Below are 21,709 nucleotides of genomic sequence, written 5' to 3' on the forward strand. Positions count from 1 at the left end.
CGGCGTTGAAGATCAGTCCGTCCTGCGTCTCGAAATGGCGCAAGCTCAAGGCGCAGACGGGCTCGCTCGATCACGGCAAGATTGGCGGCCACAAGACGCCGCGGCTTTCGGGCGAGACGGCGGACTGGCTGCGCGAGCGCTGTCGCTCCGGCCCGTTCACGACGCGCGGCCTGACGGCGGAACTGCTGGCGCGCGGCATCAAGAGCGACCGGCGCAGCGTCTGGCTCTTCCTGCGCGCGCAGGGGCTGAGCTTCAAAAAAAACCGTGCTGCCGGCCGAACAGAGCCGGCCTGACATCGCCCGCAAGCGCGCGCGCTGGAAGGCGCATCAGGCGCGTATCGACCCGCGCCGCCTCGTCTTCATCGACGAGACCTGGATCAAGACCAACATGGCGCCGCTGCGGGGCTGGGGGCCCAGGGGCGAGCGTCTGCAGGCGCGCACGCCGCATGGTCACTGGAAGACGCTCACCTTCATCGGCGCGCTCAGGATCGACCGCGTCGATGCGCCTCTCGTCATCGACGGCCCGATCAACGGCGAGCTCTTCGCTCTCTATGCCGAGAAGGTACTGGCCCCGACCCTGGCCAAGGGCGACATCGTCGTCCTCGACAATCTCGGCAGCCACAAGGGCAAGGCCGCCCGTCGCGCCATCCGCCAGGCAGGCGCCCACCTGCTCTTCCTGCCGCCCTACAGCCCCGATCTCAATCCCATCGAGCAGCTCTTCGCCAAGCTCAAGCACTGGATGCGAAACGCAGAAGCCAGAACCGTCGAGGCAACATGGCGAAAGCTCGGAGACCTCCTCAACCTCGTCTCACCGACAGAATGCGCCAACTACCTCACAAACGCAGGCTACGCTTCCGTGTAAACGAAGCATGCTCTAGTCGTTGAGCGTCCTGCAAAAAACCTCGTCTTGCCGATTTCGAGCCGTCGAAAGCCTAATCGAGGCGAATGCGCGAGCTGACTCGCGCATAGCTTTCGACGGAGCTTTTCGATGGTCTTCAATACATGCAGGCTCGTGACGGCTGCTGCGGCGCTGTCGATGTCACTGGCGGCAGCCGGCATGGCGCAGGCCTCCGACCTGCCGAGCCGAAAGGGCGCGCCGCCGGCGCCGCTGCCGCCGAGCGTTACCTGGTTCGACATCGCTGTCAGCATCAAGGGCATGACGGACTATAATTTCCGCGGCATCTCGCAGACGGACCGCAAGCCGGCGATCCAGGGCGGCGCGGAGCTGCAATTCTACGACAACCTGTTCTATGCCGGCGTCTATGCCTCGAATGTCGACCTCGCCACCAGCCCGCCAGCGGAAATCGACTTCTATGGCGGTATCCGGCCGAAATTCGGCCCGGTCACCATCGATATCGGCGTCTGGCAGTATTATTACCCGGGCGAGAAGCAGTATATCGACCTGGCCGGCGCCTACTGGACGCCGAAGAACACCGAGTTCACCGAGGTCTACGGCAAGCTTTCCTATAACTTCGAGGACAAGCTGATCCTCGGTGCCAACCTCTTCCATGCCTGGGACTGGCTCGGGACCGGCGCGACCGGCACCTATGGCGCGATCACGGCCAGGTACAACCTGCCATTCCTGGAGGGGCTCTCGGTCTCGGGCGAGCTCGGCCGCTATTGGCTCGGCACGCCGAGCACCAGCATCTACTTCCCGGCGCCGGCCGACCTGCCCGACTACACCTACTGGAACGCCGGCCTCTCCTATAGCTGGAAGAACCTGACGGCCGATCTGCGCTATCACGACACCAGCCTGTCGAAGACCGAGTGCTTCGCGCTGACGGCCGATCCGCGCGGCATCGTCTCGGGCTCGGGCCGCTCGAAATGGTGCAATCCGACCGTGGTCGGCACGCTCTCCTTCGACATCACCGCCAGCAGCGTCGGCATCTTCGCGCCGAAATAGCGTCCGCCTTCGAAGCGCCGCGACCAGGAAAGCCCGCGCCAGCGGGCTTTCTTCGTTTGGGCAGCCGGGCTCCGATGCTGGCCATGGGGCGTGGGTGCGTGGCAGGTTGACGCTTCACGCCGCCGGGAGCCTGCCTTGCCTGAAACTGCCGCCTTTACCGAAACCGCCGCCAGCGCCCGTCTTGCCGAAACGATCGCCGCAGCCAGGCTGGCACGCCACCCGCTGCCGCCGCAGGCTCGGAATGCCCCGCGAGACGTGGCCGAAGCCTATGCCGTGCAGGGCGCGGTGCATCGGCGGCTGGTCGCTTCGCCCTTTGGGGCTCGGACCGGCTGGAAGATCGGCTGCACGACGCCGGTGATGCAGGCCTATCTCGGCATCGAACACCCTTGCGCCGCCGGGCTGTTCGCCGGCAGCACCCATGCGGGCGGCGCGGTGCTGCGCCATGGCGATTTCGTCCGCGTCGGCGTCGAATGCGAGATCGCGGTCAGGCTGGCGCGGGATCTGACCGATGAGGAGGCGACAACGGAGAGCGTGCGCGGTGCGGTCGGCGCGGTGATGGCGGCGATCGAGATCGTCGACGACCGCTATGTCGACTGGCAGAGCATCGGCACGCCGATGCTGGTCGCCGATGATTTCTTCGCGGCCGGCTCGGTGCTCGGTGGCGAGCAGGCGCCGGGCGCGCTGCCCGATCTTGCAGGGTTGCGTGGCCGCACGCTGATCGACGGTGTCGAGGCCGGCTCCGGTGTCGGAGCCGATGTGCTCGGCCATCCCTATGCGGCGCTGGCCTGGCTCGCCGTCCACGCCGCCGATCGTGGCCAGCCCTTGCGGGCCGGCGAAACCGTTCTGCTCGGCAGCCTGGTCAAGACGCAATGGGTTCCGGCCGGCGCCACGGTCAGGGTCGAGATCGAGGCGCTCGGCGCCGTCGAGGTCCATTTCACGGCAGGCTGAGGCCTGCCGTGCCGCGATCGGAAGATGCGGCCGCTCAGACGAACTGGCCGTGGCAGTGCTTGTACTTCTTGCCCGAGCCGCAGGGGCAGGGCTCGTTGCGGCCGACCTTGCCCCAGCTCGACGGATCGGTGGGGTTGCGCTCGGCGACGGCGAGATCGCTCTCGACGGCGGCGAATTGCGGCTGGCCGCCGAAGAAGCCGGGCGGGGGCGGCAGGCCGCCGCCGGCCTGGTCGAAGCCGCCGCCGGCGGCTTCCTCGGGTGCGTCGAAGCGCACCTCGATGCGCATCAGATTGCCGGTGACCTGCTCGCGCAGGCGGCCGATCAGCCCGTCGAACAGCTCGAAGGCTTCCTGCTTGTACTCGTTCAGCGGGTCGCGCTGGGCATAGCCGCGCCAGCCGATGACCTGGCGCAGATGGTCGAGCGTGACGAGATGCTCGCGCCAGAGATGGTCCAGCGTCTGCAGCAGGACCTGCTTCTCGACATAGGTCATCACCTCTTCGGTGTTGCGCTCGATGCGGGCGGCATAGTCCTCGTCGGCGCGCTTGCGGATGCGCTCGCGCAGCTCGACATCGGCGATGCCCTCCTCCTTGGCCCAGTCCTCGATCGGCAATTCGAGGTTGAGATAGCTGGCGACGTCCTCGCGCAGGCCGGCCGCGTCCCATTGCTCGGGATAGGCCTCCTCGGGAATGCGGCGGGAGACGGTGTCCTCGACCACGCCGTGGCGCATGTCGTCGATGGTCTCGCGCACGCTCGCCTCGCGCATGAACTCGCGGCGCTGCTCGAACACGACCTTGCGCTGGTCGTTCATGACGTCGTCGTATTTCAGGATGTTCTTGCGGATGTCGAAATTGCGCGCCTCGACCTTGCCCTGCGCCTTCTCGACCGCCTTGTTGATCCAGGGATGGACGATGGCCTCGCCCTCCTGCAGGCCGAGCTTCTGCAGCATGCCGTCCATCCGGTCGGAGCCGAAGATCCGCATCAGGTCGTCCTGCAGCGACAGGAAGAACTTCGAACGGCCGGGATCGCCTTGGCGGCCGCCACGGCCGCGCAGCTGGTTGTCGATGCGCCGGCTCTCATGGCGCTCGGTGCCGATGATGTAGAGGCCGCCGGGCCGGGTCATGGTCTTGGCCGGGCGCGAGCCCTTGGCCGGCTCGAGCTCGATGGTCTCGGAGGCGTTCAGCACGATCTCGCGGAAACGCGCGACCTCGGCCTCGATCTCCTTGATCCTGGCCTGCTTCTCCGGCCCGTCCTCCATGCCGGCGGTCTCGTGCGCGACGCGCATCTCGGCATTGCCGCCGAGTTTGATGTCGGTGCCGCGGCCGGCCATGTTGGTGGCGATGGTGATCGCGCCGGGCACGCCGGCCTCGGCGACGATGAAGGCCTCCTGCTCGTGGAAGCGGGCGTTCAGCACGGCGAACTGCTTGGCGCTCTTGCCGGAGCGGGCGGCGGCGTAGAGCTTGTCCAGCGCATCGGGCTGGGCGAAGTCGATCTGCTTGAAGCCGGCGGCGGTCAGCATCTCGGCGACCATCTCGGATTTCTCGATCGAGGCGGTGCCGACCACGACAGGCTGCAGGCGCTCGCTGGCGCGCTCCAGCTCCTTGATGATCGACTGCACCTTCTCCGCGAAGCTGCGGTAGACCTCGTCGTCGTCGTCGATGCGGGCGACCGGGACATTGGTCGGGATCTCGACCACTTCGAGCTTGTAGATCTGCTCGAACTCGTCGGCCTCGGTGGCGGCCGTGCCGGTCATGCCGGCGAGCTTGCCGTAAAGGCGGAAATAATTCTGGAAGGTGATCGAGGCCAGCGTCGCGTTCTCGGGCTGGACCGTGACGTTCTCCTTAGCCTCCAGCGCCTGGTGCAGCCCTTCCGAATAGCGCCGTCCCGGCATCATGCGGCCGCTGAACTCGTCGATGATGACGACCTCGTCGCCGCGCACGATATAGTCCTTGTCGCGGGTGAACAGCGTGTGGGCCCGCAGCGCCTGGTTGACATGGTGCACCAGGGTGACGTTGGCGGCGTCGTAGAGATCGCCCTCCTTGAGCAGGTCGGCCGCCCGCAGCAGCTCTTCGATATGCTCGTTGCCGGCTTCGGTCAGCGCCACCGTGCGCTGCTTCTCATCGACCTCGTAGTCGCTCGGAACCAGGCCGGGCAGGACCTTGTCGATCGAGACGTAAAGGTCCGACTTGTCGTCGAGCGGACCCGAGATGATCAGCGGGGTGCGCGCCTCGTCGATCAGGATCGAGTCGACCTCGTCGACGATCGCGTAATGATGGCCGCGCTGGCTCATCTGCGCGACCTCATATTTCATGTTGTCGCGCAGATAGTCGAAGCCGAACTCGTTGTTGGTGCCGTAGGTGATGTCGCAGGCATAGGCGTGCTGGCGTTCCTCGTCGTCGAGGCCGTGCACGATGATGCCGACGGTGAGGCCGAGGAAACTGTAGATCCGGTTCATCCACTCGGCGTCGCGGCGGGCAAGGTAGTCGTTGACGGTGACGACATGCACGCCCTTGCCGGCGAGCGCGTTGAGATAGACCGGCAGCGTCGCGACCAGGGTCTTGCCTTCGCCGGTCTTCATCTCGGCGATCGAGCCCTCATGCAGCACCATGCCGCCGACGAGCTGGACGTCGAAATGGCGCTGGCCGAGGGTGCGCTTGGCGGCCTCGCGCACCGTGGCGAAGGCGGGAACGAGCAGATCGTCGAGCTTTGCGCCCTCGGCGATCTGCGTGCGGAAGGTCTCGGTACGGGCCTTCAGCGCCTCGTCGGAGAGCTGCGCGATCTCGGCTTCGAGCGCGTTGATGGCGGCGACGCGGGGCTGGTAGCCCTTGACGCGCCGGTCATTCGACGAGCCGAAGAGTTTCTTTGCGAGCGCGCCAAGCATGTTCGGTCTTTCCATGGGCGCTCCCGGCTGCGGGGCCCGGCGAGGCGGGCGCGGCCGAAAGCGGATAATCCTAAATTCACGCGCGTGTTTAGACGCGTGCGGGCGCGCGGTCCAGCGCGCGCTTGCCGTGCGATGGCCCCCGTTCCACCACTTGCGACGCTGCGCATGTGGGGTTCCGGCGCGGGCCTGCCAAGAGGAAGCGGGAGGCGAGACGCCGGTGAAGCTGCAAGAACCTTCGTCACTGGATCGCGTTGATGTGCAGTCGCTCCGCCTTGCCAAGGCCGTCATCAACTGGCACTCAGCCAGCCGATCCGTTTTCGCGCCGTTCATCGAAAGGCCTGACCCGATGGTTGTTTCCCGCCTCGCCACGCTGTCGTTCAGCCTCGTGCTGGCCGTGGCTGCGCCGGCCTTCGCGCAGCAGGACAAGGTCGTCGCCAAGGTCGACGGCATCGAGATCACCGAAAGCGAGCTTGCGCTCGCGGCCGACGATCTGGGCGAGCGCACCGCCCAGATGCCGGAAGACCGCAAGCGCGAGGAACTGATCAGCTATCTCATCGACCTCAAGCTCGGCGCCCGCGCCGCCGCCGCCGCCAAGATCGGCGAGGGGCCGGAATTCGCCAAGCGCCTCGCCTATAACCGCGACAAGCTCCTGCTCGACGATTATCTGACCACCGAGGCGAAGAAGGCGGCGACGCCGGAAGCGGCCCGCAAGCTGTTCGACGACACGGTCAAGACGCTGAAGCCGGAGGAAGAGGTCCACGCCCGCCACATCCTGGTGCCGGACGAGGCGCAGGCCAAGGCGGCGCTGGAGCGGTTGAAGAAGGGCGAGGACTTCGCCAAGGTCGCCGGCGAGCTCTCCAAGGATCCGGGCTCCGGCAAGGAGGGCGGCGATCTCGGCTGGTTCTCCAAGGAGCGGATGGTGCCGGAATTCGCCGAGGCCGCCTTCAAGCTCGAAAAGGGGCAGGTCTCGGAGCCGGTGAAGAGCCAGTTCGGCTGGCATGTGATCAAGCTCGAGGACAAGCGCACCAAGCCGCTGCCGACCTTCGACGAGGTCAAGCCGCAGATCGACCAGTATCTGGTGCGCAAGGCGCAGCAGGACATCATCGTGGGCTTGCGCGACAAGGCCAAGATCGAGCGGCTCGACAAGCCGGCTGCCGCTCCGGCGCCGGCTGCTCCGGCAACACCGGCCGAGCCGAAGAAGCCCTGAGGCCGCGGCCGTCATTCTCGGACGAAGCCCTCGGGTCCGACTTTCGGTCGGCCCAAGGATAAACTCCGCGCAGACCCGGGAATCTCGTGCCGGAGCAAACGGCCGGGGCGAAGCCTTATCCTGCCTGAGATGCTCGGGGCGAGCCCGAGCATGACGCGCACGCCGGTACTCCCGGCTTGTTTTCCGCACGCCGCTGCGGCACATCGGGGCACCTCTTGAGGAGACGCCCCCGATGGCCGGCAAGGATGTTCCCGTTTCCCCGCTTGCGCCGAAGCGCCAGCCCAAGGTGCCGGCCGTTCCGGGCGTGCGCTTCGCCACCGCCGCAGCGGGCATCCGCTATGAGGGCCGCACCGATGTGCTGCTCGTGCTGCTCGAGGAGGGCTCGCAGGCGGCCGGCGTCTTCACCCGCTCGAAATGCCCCTCCGCCCCGGTCGACTGGTGCCGCGCCAATCTTGCCCAGGGCCAGGCCCGGGCGGTCGTGGTCAATTCCGGCAATGCCAACGCCTTCACCGGGCTCAAGGGCCGCGATTCCGTCGCGCTGACGGCGAAGATCGCCGCCAAGGCCGCGGGCTGCCAGCCCGAGCAGGTCTTCATCGCCTCGACCGGCGTGATCGGCGAGCCGCTCGACGCGACCAAGTTCGAGGGCGTGCTGAAGGACTGCGCGGTGCGGGCCGCCGACGGGCCGTGGCCCGACGCCGCGAAGGCGATCATGACCACCGACACCTTCCCCAAGGCGGTCTCGCGCAAGGCGAAGATCGATGGGCACGAGGTCGTCATCGCCGGCATTGCCAAGGGCGCCGGGATGATCGCGCCCGACATGGCGACGATGCTCTCCTTCGTCTTCACCGACGCGCCGATCGCGGCGCCCGTCCTCCAGGGCCTGCTCGGCAAGGGCGTGAAGGGCTCCTTCAACGCGATCACGGTCGACAGCGACACCTCGACCTCCGACACGCTGATGCTGTTCTCGACGGGCAAGGCGGCGGCCCGCGGCGTGCCGGCGATCACCGATCCGAACGACGCCCGGCTCTCGGGCTTCAAGCGCGCGCTGAACGCGCTTCTGCTCGAGCTCTCCCACCTCGTCTGCAAGGATGGCGAGGGCGCGCGCAAATTCGTCGAGGTCCGGGTGCAGGGCGCCGCCTCGTCGCGCTCGGCCAAGAAGGTCGCGCTCTCGATCGCCAACTCGCCGCTGGTCAAGACCGCGATCGCCGGCGAGGACGCCAATTGGGGCCGCGTCGTCATGGCGGTCGGCAAGGCCGGCGAGCCGGCCGACCGCGACAAGCTCGACATCTCCTTCGGTGGGATCATGGTGGCGCAGCAGGGCGCACGCGCGCCGTCCTATGACGAGGCCGCCGTCTCCACCTATATGCAGGGCGAGCACATCGTCATCACCGCCGATCTCGGGCTGGGCCGAGGCAAGTCCACCGTCTGGACCTGCGACCTCACCAAGGCCTATGTCGAGATCAACGGTGACTATCGCTCCTGACCGGGCTGCCCCGGCCGGCCCGAGCCGGGCCTTCGTCGTCGGCAATCTGCTTGCCTGCTCCTTCTTCTGGGGCTGCAGCTTCCTGTTCATCAAGCTGATGGCCGGGGATGTCTCGCCCTGGGCGATCGCCGCCGGGCGCGGCCTGCTCGGCGCCTCGACGCTGGCGCTCTTCGTCGCCGCGCGCGGGGGAAGCCCGCTGCCGCGCCGCCACGAGATCGGCCACTGGCTGGTGCTCGGCACCACCAATGGCTGGCTGCCGAATGTTCTGGTCGCCTATGCGCTGATCCAGCTCGCCAGCGGCCCGGCGGCGATGATCCAGGCGGCGGGGCCGCTGGTCACGGCGCTGTTCGCGCATTTCCTGTTCGCCGAGGAGCATCTCGGCCGGCGCCGCCTCGGCGGCATCCTGGTCGGCATGGCCGGCGTCGCCATCCTGATCGGCCCGCGCCTGGTCGAGGGCGGCGGCACGGCGCTCAGCGTGCTCGCCATGGTCGGGGTGATGCTCTCCTATGCCGTCGGCAATCTCTACACGCGCGCCGTGCCGGCGAAGGCGGGCGATCCGATCCGGCTGGCGCTCGGCCAGCAGATCGTCTCGGGCTCGGGCGCGCTGCTGCTGACCCTGGCGTTTTCCGGCTGGGCGGCCCTCTCGGCGCTGAAGCCGCACTGGCAGGCGATGCTGGCGCTCGGCGTGCTCTCGACCGCGATCCCGATGACGATCTTCATGCGGCTGATCCGCGCCGCCGGGCCGACGCGGGCGGCGATGACCGGCTATCTCGTGCCGGCGGTCGCCACCGTGATGGGGGTGCTCGTGCTCGGCGAGACCCTGGAGTTGCGGCAGATTATCGGAGGTTGCATCATCCTCGTCGGCGTCTTCCTGGTAACGACGGCGCCGGCGGGGGGACGGGCCGGATGAAAGCAGTGGCATGCGCGCTGGGCCTCATGGCCCTGCTGGGAGCCTGTGTCGAACGCCGGTCGGCGGCGGTGACCGCCTCGTCCTTCTCGCCCGACGAGGCGGCCTATATCCGCAAGCAGGGAGCCGGTATCGTCACCGGCCACGCCTTCCGCACCCGCTCGCGCGGGCAGGTCGTCAACGCGGCCGGCGAGGTGGTCAGGCTGGTGCCGGCGACCGCCTATGCCCGCGAGCGCTTCGCCAGCCTCTACGGCCGGGGCAAGTTCATCGCCCATGCCAATTATCCGCGCGAGGAGCCCGACCCGGGCTATGCCGAATACACCCGCACGACCAAGGCGCAGGCCAATGGCCGCTTTGCCTTCGACAAGGTGGCGCCCGGCCGCTATTTCGTCACCACCCAGGTGATATGGGGCGAGGATGACGCCCTCTTCCGCGAGGGCGGTTCGGTCTATGACGAGGTGACGCTGACCGGCAGGGAGACCGAGCCGGTGCATGTCATCCTTTCGGGAAAATGAGGCTTCGTGAAACTGCTGCTGGTCGTCGCCTGCGCGCTGGTCGATTCCGATAACCGCGTCCTTGTCACCCAACGCCCGGAAGGCAAGTCCCTGGCCGGGCTCTGGGAGTTCCCGGGCGGCAAGCTGGAAGCCGGCGAGCGGCCGGAGCCGGCGCTGATCCGCGAGCTTGCCGAAGAGCTCGGCATCACGGTCCAGGAGGCGTGCCTGGCACCCCTGACCTTCGCCAGCCATGCCTATCCAGAATTCCACCTGCTGATGCCGCTCTATATCTGCCGGCGCTGGGAGGGGAGCGTCGCCTCGCAGGAAGGCCAGGCGCTGAAATGGGTCCGGGCCGGCAAGCTGCGCGAGCTTGCCATGCCGCCGGCCGACGAGCCGCTGATCCCGCATCTGATCGACCTGCTCGGGGCGTGAGCGTAGGTCGTCATTCTCGGGCGGCGCGCAGCGACGGCCCGAGAATCTCCCGGCAAGAAGGCGCTGTCCGTGCTTCTTCCGGCCGGAGATGCTCGGGTCTTCGCCCGAGCATGACGCGTTGTGATGGCCGCCGCTCAGCGCGGCAGGATGGTCTCGCCCATCAGGTGGCGGTCGATCGAATGGGCCATCTGGCGGCCTTCCCGGATGGCCCAGACCACGAGAGATTGCCCGCGGCGCATGTCGCCGGCGACGAAGACCTTCTCGACCGAGGTCTTGTAGGCGATCTGGTTGGCCTCGACATTGCCGCGCCCGTCGAGCTTGACGCCGAGGCCGGCGAGCAGGCCCTCATGCACCGGCGAGACGAAGCCCATGGCGAGCAGCACGAGATCGGCCTTGAGGTCGAACTCGCTGCCCTCGATCGGCTTGAACTGGCCGTCGACCCTGGCGCAGCGCAGCTTCTTCACCTGGCCGTTCTCGCCGGTGAACTTCAGGGTTCCGATGGCGAAGTCGCGCTCGGCGCCCTCCTCATGGCTCGACGAGGTCCGCAGCTTGAGCGGCCAGTTCGGCCAGGTCAGCTGCTTGTTCTCCTTCTCGGGCGGCTGCGGCATGATCTCGATCTGGGTGACCGAGAGCGCGCCCTGGCGCACCGAGGTGCCGATGCAGTCGGAGCCGGTGTCGCCGCCGCCGATGACGACGACATGCTTGCCGCCGGCGAGGATCGGCCTCGCATTGCCGCTGGTCGCCGGCTCGCCGGCATTGCGCCGGTTCTGCTGCGGCAGGAAGTCCATGGCGAACTGGATGCCGTCGAGCTCGCGACCCTCGATGGGAAGGTCGCGCGGCTTCTCGGCGCCGCCGGTCAGGCCGACGGCGTCGTACTGCGCCAGCAGCTCCTTGGGGTCGAGATCGCCGCCGACATTGACGCCGTAATGGAAGACGACGCCTTCGCCTTCCATCTGCTTCACGCGGCGCTCGACATGCGACTTCTCCATCTTGAAGTCGGGAATGCCATAGCGCAGCAGGCCGCCGGCGCGGGCCTGGCGCTCATAGACATGGACCTCGTGGCCGACGCGGGCGAGCTGCTGGGCGGCGGCGAGGCCGGCCGGCCCCGAGCCGATGATGGCGATCTTCCTGCCCGTCTTCGCCTGCGGCGGCTCGGGCACGATCCAGCCCTCCTGCCAGCCCTTGTCGACGATGGCGCATTCGATCGACTTGATGGTGACCGGCGTGTCCTCGAGGTTCAGCGTGCAGGACGCCTCGCAGGGCGCCGGGCAGACGCGGCCGGTGAATTCCGGGAAGTTGTTGGTCGAGTGCAGGTTGCCGAGCGCCTCGCGCCATTTGTCGTTATAGACGAGGTCGTTCCAGTCCGGGATCTGGTTGTTGACCGGGCAGCCATTGTGACAATACGGGATGCCGCAATTCATGCAGCGCGCCGCCTGGTCGCGCGTCGCCTCCGCGCCGAGCGGAATCACGAACTCCTTGTAGTTCCTGATCCGGTCCGAGGCCGGAAGATACTTCCGGTCGCGGCGGTCGATCTCGAGAAAACCGGTTACCTTGCCCATCGACTTACTCCGCCGCGACCGAGACGCCGGCCTGGGCCCGCTCGATTTCCAGTAGCGCCCGCCGGTACTCGACCGGCATGACCTTGACGAATTTGGGCAGGTACTCGGCCCAGTTCTCGAGGATCGCCTGCGCCCGGGCCGACCCGGTATAGCGGTGGTGGTCGGCGACGAGCTGGTGCAGGCGCTCGGCGTCATAGCCCGACATATTGGCCATCACGTCGATGCGGCCCTTGAATTCGAGGTCGCCGCCATGGTGGTGGATGCGCTGCATCAGCTCCTCCTCCTCGGCGACCGGCTCGAGGTCGACCATGGAGAGGTTGCAGCGCTTGGCGAAGCTCCTGTCCTCGTCGAGCACATAGGCGACGCCGCCCGACATGCCGGCCGCGAAGTTGCGGCCGGTCTGGCCGAGCACGACGACGACGCCGCCGGTCATGTATTCGCAGCCATGGTCGCCGGTGCCCTCGACCACCGCGATCGCGCCGGAATTGCGCACCGCGAAGCGCTCGCCGGCGACGCCGCGGAAATAGCATTCGCCGGAGATCGCGCCGTAGAGCACGGTGTTGCCGACGATGATCGCCTCCTCGGCCTTGGCGCGCGCCTTCGGATCGGGCCGGATGATCAGCTTGCCGCCGGAGAGGCCCTTGCCGACATAGTCGTTGGCCTGGCCGGTGAGGTCGAGCGTCAGCCCGGCCGCTACCCAGGCGCCGAAGCTCTGTCCGGCGGTGCCGGTCAGCTTCACCGTGATCGTATCGTCGGGCAGGCCGGCGCCGCCATGGCGCTTGGCGATCTCGCCCGAGATCATCGCGCCGGTCGAGCGGTCGACATTGCGGATCGGGCTCTGGATCACCACCGGCGCGCCCGAATCGAGCGAGGCGCCGGCCTTGGCGATCAAAGTGCGGTCGAGCACCGTCTCGATCGGGTGGACCTGGCGCTCGACATTGCGGATGGCGACGCCTTCGCCGGCTTCCGGCTTGTGGAAGATGCGGGCGAAATCGAGCCCCTTGGCCTTCCAGTGTTCTATCGCCGGCTTCTTGTCGAGCCAGTCGGAACGGCCGACCAGCTCGTCGAAGGAGGCGACACCCATCTCCGCCATGATCTCGCGCACGTCCTCGGCGAGGAAGAAGAAGAAGTTGACGACGTGCTCCGGCGTGCCCTTGAAGCGCTTGCGCAGCACCGGGTCCTGCGTCGCGACGCCGACCGGGCAGGTGTTGAGATGGCATTTGCGCATCATGATGCAGCCGGCCGCGATCAGCGGGGCGGTGGCAAAGCCGAACTCGTCGGCCCCGAGCAGCGCGCCGATGACGACGTCGCGCCCGGTGCGCAGCCCGCCATCGACCTGCAGCGCGATGCGGCCGCGCAGCTTGTTCATCACCAGGATCTGGTGGGTCTCGGCCAGGCCGATCTCCCAGGGCGAGCCGGCATGCTTGATCGAGGTCAGCGGCGAGGCGCCGGTGCCGCCCTCATAGCCGGCGATGGTGATGTGGTCGGCGCGCGCCTTGGCGACGCCGGCGGCAACCGTGCCGACACCGAGCTCGGAGACGAGCTTGACCGAGACGTCGGCGGCGGGGTTGACGTTCTTCAGGTCGAAGATCAGCTGCGCCAGATCCTCGATCGAATAGATGTCGTGATGCGGCGGCGGCGAGATCAGGCCGACGCCCGGGGTCGAATGGCGGACCTTGGCGATGCGGGCATCGACCTTGTGGCCGGGGAGCTGCCCACCCTCGCCGGGCTTGGCGCCCTGCGAGACCTTGATCTGCATCATCGCCGAGTTGACCAGGTATTCGGTGGTGACGCCGAAGCGGCCCGAGGCGACCTGCTTGATCGCCGAGCGCATCGAGCGCCCGTCCGGCAGCGGCTTGAAGCGCTCGGGCTCCTCGCCGCCCTCGCCGGTGTTCGACTTGCCGCCGATCGAGTTCATCGCCAGTGCCAGCGTCGAATGCGCCTCATGGCTGATCGAGCCGAAGGACATGGCGCCGGTCGAGAAGCGCTTGACGATGGAAACGGCGCTCTCGACCTGATCCAGCGGGATCGGCTGGCGGCCGAGCTCGCCGGCCAGCTTCAGATGGAACAGGCCGCGAATGGTCGAGAAGCGCTGGCTCTGGTCGTTGACCAGCTCGGAATAGGCCTTGAACTTGTCCTTGGCGTTGCCGCGCACGGCGTGCTGCAGCAGCGCGATGTTCTCCGGCGTCCAGGCATGGTCCTCGCCGCGGATGCGGTAGGCGTATTCGCCGCCGATATCGAGCGCATCGCGATAGACCGGCGAGTCGCCGAAGGCGTCGCGGTGGCGGCGCACGCTCTCCTCGGCGATCTCGGGCAGGCCGACGCCCTCGATCGAGGAGATCGTGCCGGTGAAATACTTCTCGATCAGGTCGCTGCGCAGGCCGACGGCGTCGAAGATCTGGGCGCCGCAATAGGACTGGTAGGTCGAGATGCCCATCTTGGACATGACCTTGAGCAGCCCCTTGCCGACCGACTTGATGAAGCGCTTGACCACCTCGTGCCGATCGACCTCGGGCGGGAACTCGCCGGCCTCGTAGAGCGCTTCCAGGGTCTCGAAGGCGAGATAGGGGTTGATCGCCTCGGCGCCGAAGCCGGCGAGCAAGGCGAAATGGTGGATCTCGCGCGGCTCGCCCGATTCGAGCACGAGGCCGACCGAGGTGCGCAGGCCCTTGCGGATCAGGTGATGGTGGACGGCCGCGGTCGCCAGCAGCGCCGGGATCGGGATGCGGTCCGAGCCGATCTGCCGGTCGGAGAGGATGATGATGTTGTAGCCGCCATGGACGGCGGCCTCGGCGCGCTCGCAGAGCCGCGCGATCGCGCCTTCCATGCCGGATGCGCCCTCGCGCGCCGGATAGGTGATGTCGATCGTCTTGGTGTCGAAGCGGTCCTCGTAATGACCGATGCAGCGGATCTTCTCGAGATCGTCATTGGTCAGGATCGGCTGGCGCACTTCGAGGCGCTTGCGCCGCGAGGTGCCCTCGAGGTCAAGGATGTTCGGACGCGGGCCGATGAAGGAGAGCAGGCTCATCACCAGCTCCTCGCGGATCGGGTCGATCGCGGGGTTGGTGACCTGGGCGAAGTTCTGCTTGAAATAGGTGTAGAGCAGCTTCGACTTCGAGGAGAGCGCCGAGATCGGCGTGTCGGTGCCCATCGAGCCGACGGCTTCCTGGCCGGTCACCGCCATCGGCGCCATCAGGATCTTGGTGTCTTCCTGGGTGTAGCCGAAGGCCTGCTGGCGATCGAGCAGCGGCACGTCGATGCGCGAGGCGCGCGCCTCGACCTGCGGCAGTTCCTCGAGCACGATCTGGGTGCGCTTCAGCCAGTCCTTGTAGGGATTGGCCATGCAGAGCGTCGTCTTGATCTCGTCGTCGCCGATGATGCGGCCCTGCTCGAGGTCGATCAGCAGCATCTTGCCGGGCTGGAGGCGCCACTTCTCGACGATCTTCTCCTCCGGGATCGGCAGCACGCCGAATTCCGAGGCAAGGACGACGAGGCCGTCATCGGTGACGAGGTAGCGCGCGGGGCGCAGGCCGTTGCGGTCGAGCGTCGCGCCGATCTGGCGGCCATCGGTGAAGGCGATCGCGGCCGGCCCGTCCCAGGGCTCCATCAGCGCGGCATGGTATTCGTAGAAGGCGCGGCGCTGCTCATCCATCAGCGGGTTGCCGTTCCAGGCCTCGGGCACCAGCATCATCATCGCATGGGCGAGCGAGTAGCCGCCCTGGACCAGGAATTCGAGCGCGTTGTCGAAGCAGGCGGTGTCGGACTGGCCCTCATAGGAGATCGGCCAGAGCTTCGAGATGTCGGCGCCGAAGAGCTCGGAATCGACCGAGGCCTGGCGGGCCGCCATCCAGTTGACGTTGCCGCGCAGCGTGTTGATCTCGCCGTTATGGGCGACCATCCGGTAGGGATGGGCGAGGCGCCAGGATGGGAAGGTGTTGGTGGCGAAGCGCTGGTGGACGAGGGCGAGCGCGCTCTCGAAGCGCTCGTCGGTCAGGTCCTTGAAATAGGAGCCGAGCTGGGTGACCAGCACCATGCCCTTGTAGACGATGGTGCGGGCCGACATCGAGACCGGGTAATAGGTCGCGGTGGCGCGGTCCTGGCGCTTGTAGACCTTGTTCGAGACCGACTTGCGCAGGACATAGATCTTGCGCTCGAAATCGTCCTCCTCAGCGATCTCGGCCGGGCGGCCGACGAAGAGCTGGCGATGGGTCGGCTCGGTCGCCTTCACCGCCTCGCCGAGGTCGGCATTGTCGACCGGCACGTCGCGCCAGCCGAGGAAGATCAGCCCCTCCTCCTCGACCGTCTGGGCGACGATCTCTTCGCAGACGGCGCGGTTTTCCGCATCCTGCGGCATGAAGAACTGGCCGATGGCGTAATGGCCGGCTTCCGGCAGCGCGATGCCGAGCCCGGCGCACTCCTCCTTGAAGAAGCGGTGCGGGATCTGGGTGAGGATGCCGCAGCCGTCGCCGAGCTTGGGATCGGCGCCGACCGCGCCGCGATGGTCGATATTGTGCAGAATCTGCAGGCCCTGCGCGACGATGGCATGGCTCCTGCGGTTCTTCATGTCGGCGATGAAGCCGACGCCGCAGGAATCCTTCTCATAGGACGGGTCGTACAGGCCCTGCCGCGCCGGCATGGCGGGGTCGCGCACATCCGGGAAGCGCTCGTAAGCGCCTTCGACCAGGGGCTGGGCCACCAGGTTCGCTCCGCCGCGTTCGCGCATCGTCAACTCCGCTGCCGAAGGACGCCGGCTTTCGCCAGCGCCGGTCAATATTTCACACGGTGCCTTGCCGCAACCGCTCCGCCCTGCTCGGTCAGAGCCGGAATCGGACCGGTTTCGTCTCGTCTTGAAGGTCGCTTGCGCCTGATGATCCCGCGCCCGCGCCCTCCGCAGGCGCGCGGGCCGCGAGGGCCCGGTCGCGCCTGGTCAGGCCGACGTTTTACGGGCGGCGCGCGCACGGATGGCTTCGGCGATATTGGCCATGCCTTCCGTCATGCTCCGCTCCATCGTTCGCGGTCGCCCGGTCAAGCTCGCCGGCGCCCCGCCTCTCGAAAATGGGACAGTATCACTGTCCTAACGTCTCGAACTTGCCAGAATTCCAATCTGGGCACAAGCGCCGATTTTGCATCGCATCGAAATTTTGTTGCGAGTTGCGAGGGTGCTTCGACATTTTCACATCATTGGCCGGCCTAGGCCAGCCCGGATGTTGTCCGGCGGGTTTATGGCGAACTGCGATGACGGCATGGCGGCGCAGCGCCCATGCGATGGCGCGGCAGGCGGCGATCCCCGACAACAGCGGCCGAACCCGATTTGCGAAACGGTGCCATGAATTTCATCAGCGACAATCTCGCCGGGGCCAGCACCGCGGTCCTGCAGGCGATGGTGGCAGCCAATGACGGGCTCGCCGCCGGCTATGGCACCGATGCCTGGACGAAACGGGTCGAGGCCCTGTTCGCCGAACTTTTCGAGCGCGAGGTCGCGGTCTTCCTGGTCGCCAGCGGCACGGCGGCGAACGCGCTGGCGCTCGCCAGCCTGGTGCGGCCCTGGGGGGCGGTGCTCACCCATCACGAAAGCCATGTCGCCGACGACGAATGCGGCGCGCCGGAATTCTTCGCCGACGGCGCCAAGATCGTCGGCCTGCCGGGCGCCGGCAACAAGCTCGCGCCCGAGGCGGTGGCGCGCCAGCTCGCGCGGATGCGGCCGGATTCGCTGCATCAGGTCCAGCCGCAGGCGCTCTCGATCACGCAGGCGACCGAATGCGGGCTGGTCTATCGGCCCGACGAGGTCGCGGCGTTGAAGGCGGCCATCGCCCCGCGCGGCCTGAAGCTGCACATGGACGGCGCGCGCTTCGCCAATGCCGTCGCGCGGCTCCGCTGCACGCCGGCCGAAACCACCTGGAAGGCGGGCGTCGACGTGCTCTCCTTCGGCGGCACCAAGAACGGCGCCTTCGCGGCCGAGGCGGTGGTGTTCTTCGACCCCGCCGCTGCCGCCGAGACGGCCTGGCGGCGCAAGCGCGCCGGCCACACCCTGTCCAAGGGCCGGGTGCTCGGCGCGCAATTCGAGGGCCTACTGGCGAACGGCCATTGGCTCGACCTCGCCCGCCACGCCAACGCCATGGCCGACAGGCTCGCCAGGGGGATCGCGGCGCAGGGCAAGCTCCGGCTCGCCTGGCCCTGCGAGGCCAACGAGGTGTTCCTTGTCCTGTCGGATGCCTGGCGGGAGCGTCTCAAGGCGCGCGGCGTCCAGTATCTCGCCTGGTCGGGCGCGGCTCTGCCGGACGGCCAGGGCCTGGCGCCGGGCGAGACGGTCGGGCGTTTCGTCTGCTCGTTCGCGACGCAGGCCGAAGAGGTCGAGCGGCTGGTCGCGATCGTCGCCGAGGCCTGAAAAACCCCGGAAACACTGGAATGCGACCGGATTCGTGCCGCAAGCACGCCGCAATCCTTACCGAGAACTGAAGGCCGGAGATTCTGCCGCACAAGGACAGGACCATGGCATTTTTCGTTTCGCCCGGCCGGGGCGCGCAAGGCTTGCGCCGCCGCCTCGCGGGTTTCGCCGTCGCCGCGGCGGCAATGGGGTCGGCCGGTCCGGCGCTGGCCCAGCTCGACGATTATGGCGGCGGCTATGCCTATTACAGCCGCGGCTATGATGGCGATTACGGCTATGGCCGGCGCCATGATTATGCGCCACTGCCCGCCGCCCCGATCCCGCAGCGCGCCATCGGCCGCATCGCCGTGCGCGAATTCGGGCTCACCCGGGTCGAGCGCACGATCGCGACGCGTTCCTCCTATGTCGTCGACGGCACCGGCCGCGACGGTGCCAGGGTCCGACTGATCCTCGACCGCTATAGCGGCGAGTTGCTCGACCGGATCGTGCTGGGGGCGCCGGCGCGCAGCGCGCGGCTCGATCCGCAAGACGAGCGGCCGGTGCAGAAGCGCGTCCTGCCGCGGCCGCCGGCGCGACCGGCCGATCTGAAGCCGCCTGCGCAGGCGAGCGCACCCGCGACCGTGGCTCCGCCTGCGCCGGCGGCGCCTGCTCCCGCCACGGTCCCGGAAAAGCCGGCTGCGGTTCCGGCGGTGGCGCCCAAGGATATCGGCAAGCCGAAGCTGGTGAACCCGCAGGATGTCCGCGATGCCGATGGGCCGGAGCTGGCGCCGCCGCTCGCCCGCGCCAATCCGAGCGGCATCCCGATGCCGGACCTCACCGTGCCGCCGGTGCAGATCGAAGGTACCAAGGCCGAGGCGCCGAAAGACGGGACGATGCCGCCGGTCACCCCGCTGAACTGAGGGGCCGCCGCCCGCCGCACAAGCAAAGGGCCTCCCCGGTTTCCCGGGGAGGCCCTCTTCATTTTCTGAGGATCGCGGCGCTTCTCGCGCTGCGCCGGCGGTTACGCCGCCTGCTTGGTCGCGACCTTGGCCTCGATCACCTTGGCACCCTGCGCCGCGATCGGGATCAGGCGCGGCTTCTTGGCTTCGGGGATCTCGCGGACGAGGTCGATATGGAGCAGGCCGTTCTCGAGGCTGGCGCCGGTCACCTGGACGTAGTCGGCAAGCTGGAAGCGACGCTCGAAGGCGCGCGCGGCGATGCCCTGATGCAGGACCTCGCGCTTGTCGGCGGCTTCTGCGGCTTTCTTCTCGCCACGGACGGTGAGGGCGTTCTCCTTGCTCTCGATCGCAAGATCAGCCTCGGCGAAGCCGGCGACGGCGATCGAGATGCGGTAGGCGTTCTCGGCGGTGCGCTCGATGTTGTAGGGCGGATAGCTCGGCGCGTTGTCGACGCTGGTGGCCTGGTCGAGCAGCGAGAACAGGCGGTCGAAGCCGACGGTCGAGCGATAGAGCGGGGAAAGATCGTAGGAACGCATGGTTGTCCTCCTTAAGGAAGCGACAGATCGGTCAGCCCGCCTCGTCATGAGCGCGGGCCTGGGTTTCAGCATCGCGCAGCCGGTTCCGGCCTGCGCAGGGATGATCTGGGGGAGGGTTTCGGGCTTTTCAAGACCCCGGCCGAAGGGGCATAACCGGTGCACCCGCCTGCTGGACGAACCGATGGCCGAAGCCGAATTCTTCCACGACGCCGGCTATCCGGTCCCCGGCCACGGCAAGGTCTGGTTTGCCCGGACCGTCGATGGCGCGCGGCTGCGTTTCGCCAGCTGGCATCCGACCGTGCGGCCCGAAAAGGGCACGGTGCTGCTCGTCCAGGGGCGGGCCGAGTTCATCGAGCGCTATAGCGAGACGATCGCCGAGCTGCGCCGGCGCGGTTTCCATGTGCTCGCCTTCGACTGGCGCGGGCAGGGCGGCTCGCAGCGCTTCACCGGCCGGCCGCGGCGCGGCCATGTCGGCCGGCTGGCGCATTACGAGCATGATCTCGCGCTGGCCGTCGCCGAGATGCAGGCGCGGCTGCCGGCCCCCCATTTTGCGCTGGCGCATTCGATGGGCGCGGCGCTCTGCCTCGACGCGGCCCGGCGCGAGGCCTTGCCGGTCGCAAGGCTGGTGGCGCTCTCGCCGATGCTCGGGATCAGCATGATCGAGCACCCGCGCCTGGCGCGGGGGCTGGCCTTCGCGCTTTATTGGCTCGGCTTCGGCAAGGCCTTCGTGCCGGGCGGCGGCGAGACCGCGATCAGCACCAAGCCGTTCGACGGCAACCGGCTGACAGGCGATCCGGTGCGTTATGCCCGCAATGCGGCGCTCTCGGCCGCGGCGCGCGAGCTCTCCATCGGCGATCCGAGCGTCGGCTGGATTCGTACCGCGTTCGCGCTGATGGACCGGCTCAGCGCGCCGCGCGCGGCGCTCGAGGTGCGTGTGCCGACGCTGGTGATCGCTGCCGGGTGCGATCCGGTGGTCTCGACGCCGGCGATCGAGCGTTTCGCGTCCAGGCTGAAGACCGGCTCGGCGCTGGTGCTGCCGACGGCGCGCCATGAGATCCTGATGGAGAGCGACGCGATCCGAGCCCGGTTCTGGGCGGCGTTCGACGCCTTCGTGCCGGGCGAGAATCTGGAAGCGGCGCTGTCAGCCGGCGAGCAGGGCCAGGGCGGCCCGGTGCAGGGCCTTGTTGCCGGCGGCGAGGATCGTGCCGCCCTCGGCGGCGCTGCCACCGCTCCATGAGGTGACGATGCCGCCGGCGCCCTCGACGATCGGGATCAGCGCGACGATGTCATAGGGCTTCAACCCGCTCTCGATCACCAGGTCGACATGGCCGGCGGCGAGCATGCAATAGGCATAGCAATCGCAGCCATAGCGGGTGAGGCGCACCGCGTTCTCGACGCGGTCATAGGCCTGCTTCTCGGCGCCGGCGAAGAGCTGCGGGCTCGTCGTCATCAGCGTCGCCTCGGCGAGATCTTCGGTCTGGCGGGTGCGCAGATCGCGCGGGCCGCCGGGGCCTTCATAGCGGGCCTTGCGGCCGTCGCCGGAGAAGCGCTCCCCGGTGAAGGGCTGGTTCATCATGCCGTAGACCGGCACGCCCTTGCGTGTCAGCCCGATCAGCGTGCCCCAGACAGGAATGCCGGAAATGAAGGCGCGGGTGCCGTCGATCGGATCGAGCACCCAGACATATTCGGCATCGGCGTTCTCGGTGCCGAACTCTTCGCCGAACACGCCATGCTCCGGAAAGCTGCGCTTGATCAGGTTGCGCATCGTCGCCTCGCCGGCACGATCGGCCTCGGTGACGGGGTCGTAGACGCCGCCGCAGGATTTGTCCTCGGTCGCGTGCATGGCGCGGAAGAAGGGCAGGATGGCCTGGCCGGAAGAGGTGGCGAGCCGGGCGACGAACTCCGCGAAATCGACCGCGCTCATGCCTGACCCTTTGCTGCTTTCCCGGCCGGTGCGGCGGAGCCGGTCGCCGCCTGATGTCTTCATGCTGCCCGGGATGCGAGAAGACAAGGGCGATTGCGGCGCGGCGTGGCGATCTG

Annotated in this window: 16 protein-coding genes; 11 read left to right on the forward strand and 5 right to left on the reverse strand. The window is 67.9% G+C overall.

Features of this window, described 5'->3' with window-relative positions:
• The 3 genes from V6M56_RS18810 to V6M56_RS18820 all read left to right on the forward strand — a co-directional run.
• A protein-coding gene (locus V6M56_RS18810) for an IS630 family transposase (RefSeq protein ID WP_332685792.1) occupies positions 1–861 on the forward strand; the annotation gives its coding sequence in 2 pieces (ribosomal slippage) (positions 1–254 and positions 256–861; 860 coding nt annotated over the 2 pieces). This gene is flagged as partial in the annotation.
• 126 nt (positions 862–987) lie between these two features.
• The gene (locus V6M56_RS18815) at positions 988–1,902 is read left to right on the forward strand and encodes a TorF family putative porin (RefSeq protein WP_332685794.1); all 915 of its coding nucleotides are present in this window, start codon (positions 988–990) and stop codon (positions 1,900–1,902) included.
• Positions 1,903–2,037: 135 nt separating this feature from the next.
• A complete protein-coding gene (locus tag V6M56_RS18820; protein ID WP_332685796.1) occupies positions 2,038–2,850 on the forward strand; it encodes a 2-keto-4-pentenoate hydratase in 813 nt (270 codons plus the stop codon).
• Between the two features lie 34 nt (positions 2,851–2,884).
• Here the strand turns inward: V6M56_RS18820 and secA are convergent, their stop codons facing one another.
• The gene (gene secA, locus V6M56_RS18825; protein ID WP_332685901.1) at positions 2,885–5,728 is read right to left on the reverse strand and encodes a preprotein translocase subunit SecA; all 2,844 of its coding nucleotides are present in this window, start codon (positions 5,726–5,728) and stop codon (positions 2,885–2,887) included.
• Positions 5,729–6,074: 346 nt separating this feature from the next.
• On the opposite strand from secA, the gene V6M56_RS18830 reads away from it, so the two are divergent.
• From V6M56_RS18830 to mutT, 5 genes are all read left to right on the forward strand, one after another.
• Positions 6,075–6,935 carry a peptidylprolyl isomerase gene (locus V6M56_RS18830; RefSeq protein WP_332685798.1) on the forward strand — a complete coding sequence of 287 codons (861 nt, stop codon included), beginning with the start codon at positions 6,075–6,077 and terminating at the stop codon, positions 6,933–6,935.
• A gap of 232 nt (positions 6,936–7,167) precedes the next feature.
• The gene (gene argJ / locus V6M56_RS18835) at positions 7,168–8,418 is read left to right on the forward strand and encodes a bifunctional glutamate N-acetyltransferase/amino-acid acetyltransferase ArgJ (protein ID WP_332685800.1); all 1,251 of its coding nucleotides are present in this window, start codon (positions 7,168–7,170) and stop codon (positions 8,416–8,418) included.
• A complete protein-coding gene (locus tag V6M56_RS18840) occupies positions 8,402–9,328 on the forward strand; it encodes a DMT family transporter (protein WP_332685802.1) in 927 nt (308 codons plus the stop codon). Before argJ ends, V6M56_RS18840 begins: the two co-directional genes overlap by 17 nt.
• Positions 9,325–9,840, forward strand: coding sequence for a carboxypeptidase regulatory-like domain-containing protein (locus V6M56_RS18845; RefSeq protein ID WP_332685804.1), 516 nt, complete (start codon positions 9,325–9,327; stop codon positions 9,838–9,840). Before V6M56_RS18840 ends, V6M56_RS18845 begins: the two co-directional genes overlap by 4 nt.
• Positions 9,841–9,846: 6 nt before the next feature.
• Positions 9,847–10,251, forward strand: a complete 405-nt coding sequence (gene mutT, locus V6M56_RS18850) for an 8-oxo-dGTP diphosphatase MutT (RefSeq protein ID WP_332685806.1) — start codon at positions 9,847–9,849, stop codon at positions 10,249–10,251.
• A gap of 134 nt (positions 10,252–10,385) precedes the next feature.
• Here mutT and V6M56_RS18855 read toward each other — a convergent pair whose 3' ends face one another.
• The gene (locus V6M56_RS18855; protein ID WP_332685808.1) at positions 10,386–11,810 is read right to left on the reverse strand and encodes a glutamate synthase subunit beta; all 1,425 of its coding nucleotides are present in this window, start codon (positions 11,808–11,810) and stop codon (positions 10,386–10,388) included.
• Positions 11,811–11,814: 4 nt separating this feature from the next.
• Complete coding sequence (gltB, locus tag V6M56_RS18860) at positions 11,815–16,446, reverse strand: glutamate synthase large subunit (protein ID WP_332685903.1); 4,632 nt, start codon at positions 16,444–16,446, stop codon at positions 11,815–11,817.
• A 690-nt stretch (positions 16,447–17,136) separates the two neighbouring features.
• Between gltB and V6M56_RS18865 the strand changes: the two genes are divergently transcribed.
• Positions 17,137–18,195, forward strand: a complete 1,059-nt coding sequence (locus V6M56_RS18865) for a threonine aldolase family protein (protein ID WP_332685809.1) — start codon at positions 17,137–17,139, stop codon at positions 18,193–18,195.
• A gap of 104 nt (positions 18,196–18,299) precedes the next feature.
• On the forward strand, positions 18,300–19,094 hold the full coding sequence (locus V6M56_RS18870; protein WP_332685811.1) for a hypothetical protein: 795 nt from the start codon (positions 18,300–18,302) through the stop codon (positions 19,092–19,094).
• 101 nt (positions 19,095–19,195) lie between these two features.
• Here the strand turns inward: V6M56_RS18870 and V6M56_RS18875 are convergent, their stop codons facing one another.
• The gene (locus tag V6M56_RS18875) at positions 19,196–19,669 is read right to left on the reverse strand and encodes an Hsp20 family protein (RefSeq protein ID WP_332685813.1); all 474 of its coding nucleotides are present in this window, start codon (positions 19,667–19,669) and stop codon (positions 19,196–19,198) included.
• A 181-nt stretch (positions 19,670–19,850) separates the two neighbouring features.
• Between V6M56_RS18875 and V6M56_RS18880 the strand changes: the two genes are divergently transcribed.
• The gene (locus V6M56_RS18880) at positions 19,851–20,906 is read left to right on the forward strand and encodes an alpha/beta hydrolase (RefSeq protein ID WP_332685815.1); all 1,056 of its coding nucleotides are present in this window, start codon (positions 19,851–19,853) and stop codon (positions 20,904–20,906) included.
• Here V6M56_RS18880 and hisN read toward each other — a convergent pair.
• The gene (gene hisN, locus V6M56_RS18885) at positions 20,811–21,593 is read right to left on the reverse strand and encodes a histidinol-phosphatase (protein WP_332685818.1); all 783 of its coding nucleotides are present in this window, start codon (positions 21,591–21,593) and stop codon (positions 20,811–20,813) included. The two genes, V6M56_RS18880 and hisN, sit on opposite strands and share 96 nt — an antisense overlap.
• Between the last annotated feature and the right edge of the window lie 116 nt (positions 21,594–21,709).

The sequence above is a fragment of the Allobosea sp. genome, from assembly GCF_036675845.1.
Taxonomy (GTDB): domain Bacteria; phylum Pseudomonadota; class Alphaproteobacteria; order Rhizobiales; family Beijerinckiaceae; genus Allobosea.

What these genes read in the sequence shown, in the direction of transcription:
- hisN (WP_332685818.1), bottom strand. Translation starts at nt 21,593, where the DNA reads ATGAGCGCGGTCGATTTCGCGGAGTTCGTCGCCCGGCTCGCCACCTCT.
- gltB (WP_332685903.1), bottom strand. Translation starts at nt 16,446, where the DNA reads ATGCCGGCGCGGCAGGGCCTGTACGACCCGTCCTATGAGAAGGATTCC.
- V6M56_RS18855 (WP_332685808.1), bottom strand. Translation starts at nt 11,810, where the DNA reads ATGGGCAAGGTAACCGGTTTTCTCGAGATCGACCGCCGCGACCGGAAG.
- V6M56_RS18880 (WP_332685815.1), top strand. Translation starts at nt 19,851, where the DNA reads ATGGCCGAAGCCGAATTCTTCCACGACGCCGGCTATCCGGTCCCCGGC.
- V6M56_RS18875 (WP_332685813.1), bottom strand. Translation starts at nt 19,669, where the DNA reads ATGCGTTCCTACGATCTTTCCCCGCTCTATCGCTCGACCGTCGGCTTC.
- argJ (WP_332685800.1), top strand. Translation starts at nt 7,168, where the DNA reads ATGGCCGGCAAGGATGTTCCCGTTTCCCCGCTTGCGCCGAAGCGCCAG.
- V6M56_RS18865 (WP_332685809.1), top strand. Translation starts at nt 17,137, where the DNA reads ATGAATTTCATCAGCGACAATCTCGCCGGGGCCAGCACCGCGGTCCTG.
- V6M56_RS18870 (WP_332685811.1), top strand. Translation starts at nt 18,300, where the DNA reads ATGGCATTTTTCGTTTCGCCCGGCCGGGGCGCGCAAGGCTTGCGCCGC.
- V6M56_RS18815 (WP_332685794.1), top strand. Translation starts at nt 988, where the DNA reads ATGGTCTTCAATACATGCAGGCTCGTGACGGCTGCTGCGGCGCTGTCG.
- secA (WP_332685901.1), bottom strand. Translation starts at nt 5,728, where the DNA reads ATGCTTGGCGCGCTCGCAAAGAAACTCTTCGGCTCGTCGAATGACCGG.
- V6M56_RS18845 (WP_332685804.1), top strand. Translation starts at nt 9,325, where the DNA reads ATGAAAGCAGTGGCATGCGCGCTGGGCCTCATGGCCCTGCTGGGAGCC.
- V6M56_RS18830 (WP_332685798.1), top strand. Translation starts at nt 6,075, where the DNA reads ATGGTTGTTTCCCGCCTCGCCACGCTGTCGTTCAGCCTCGTGCTGGCC.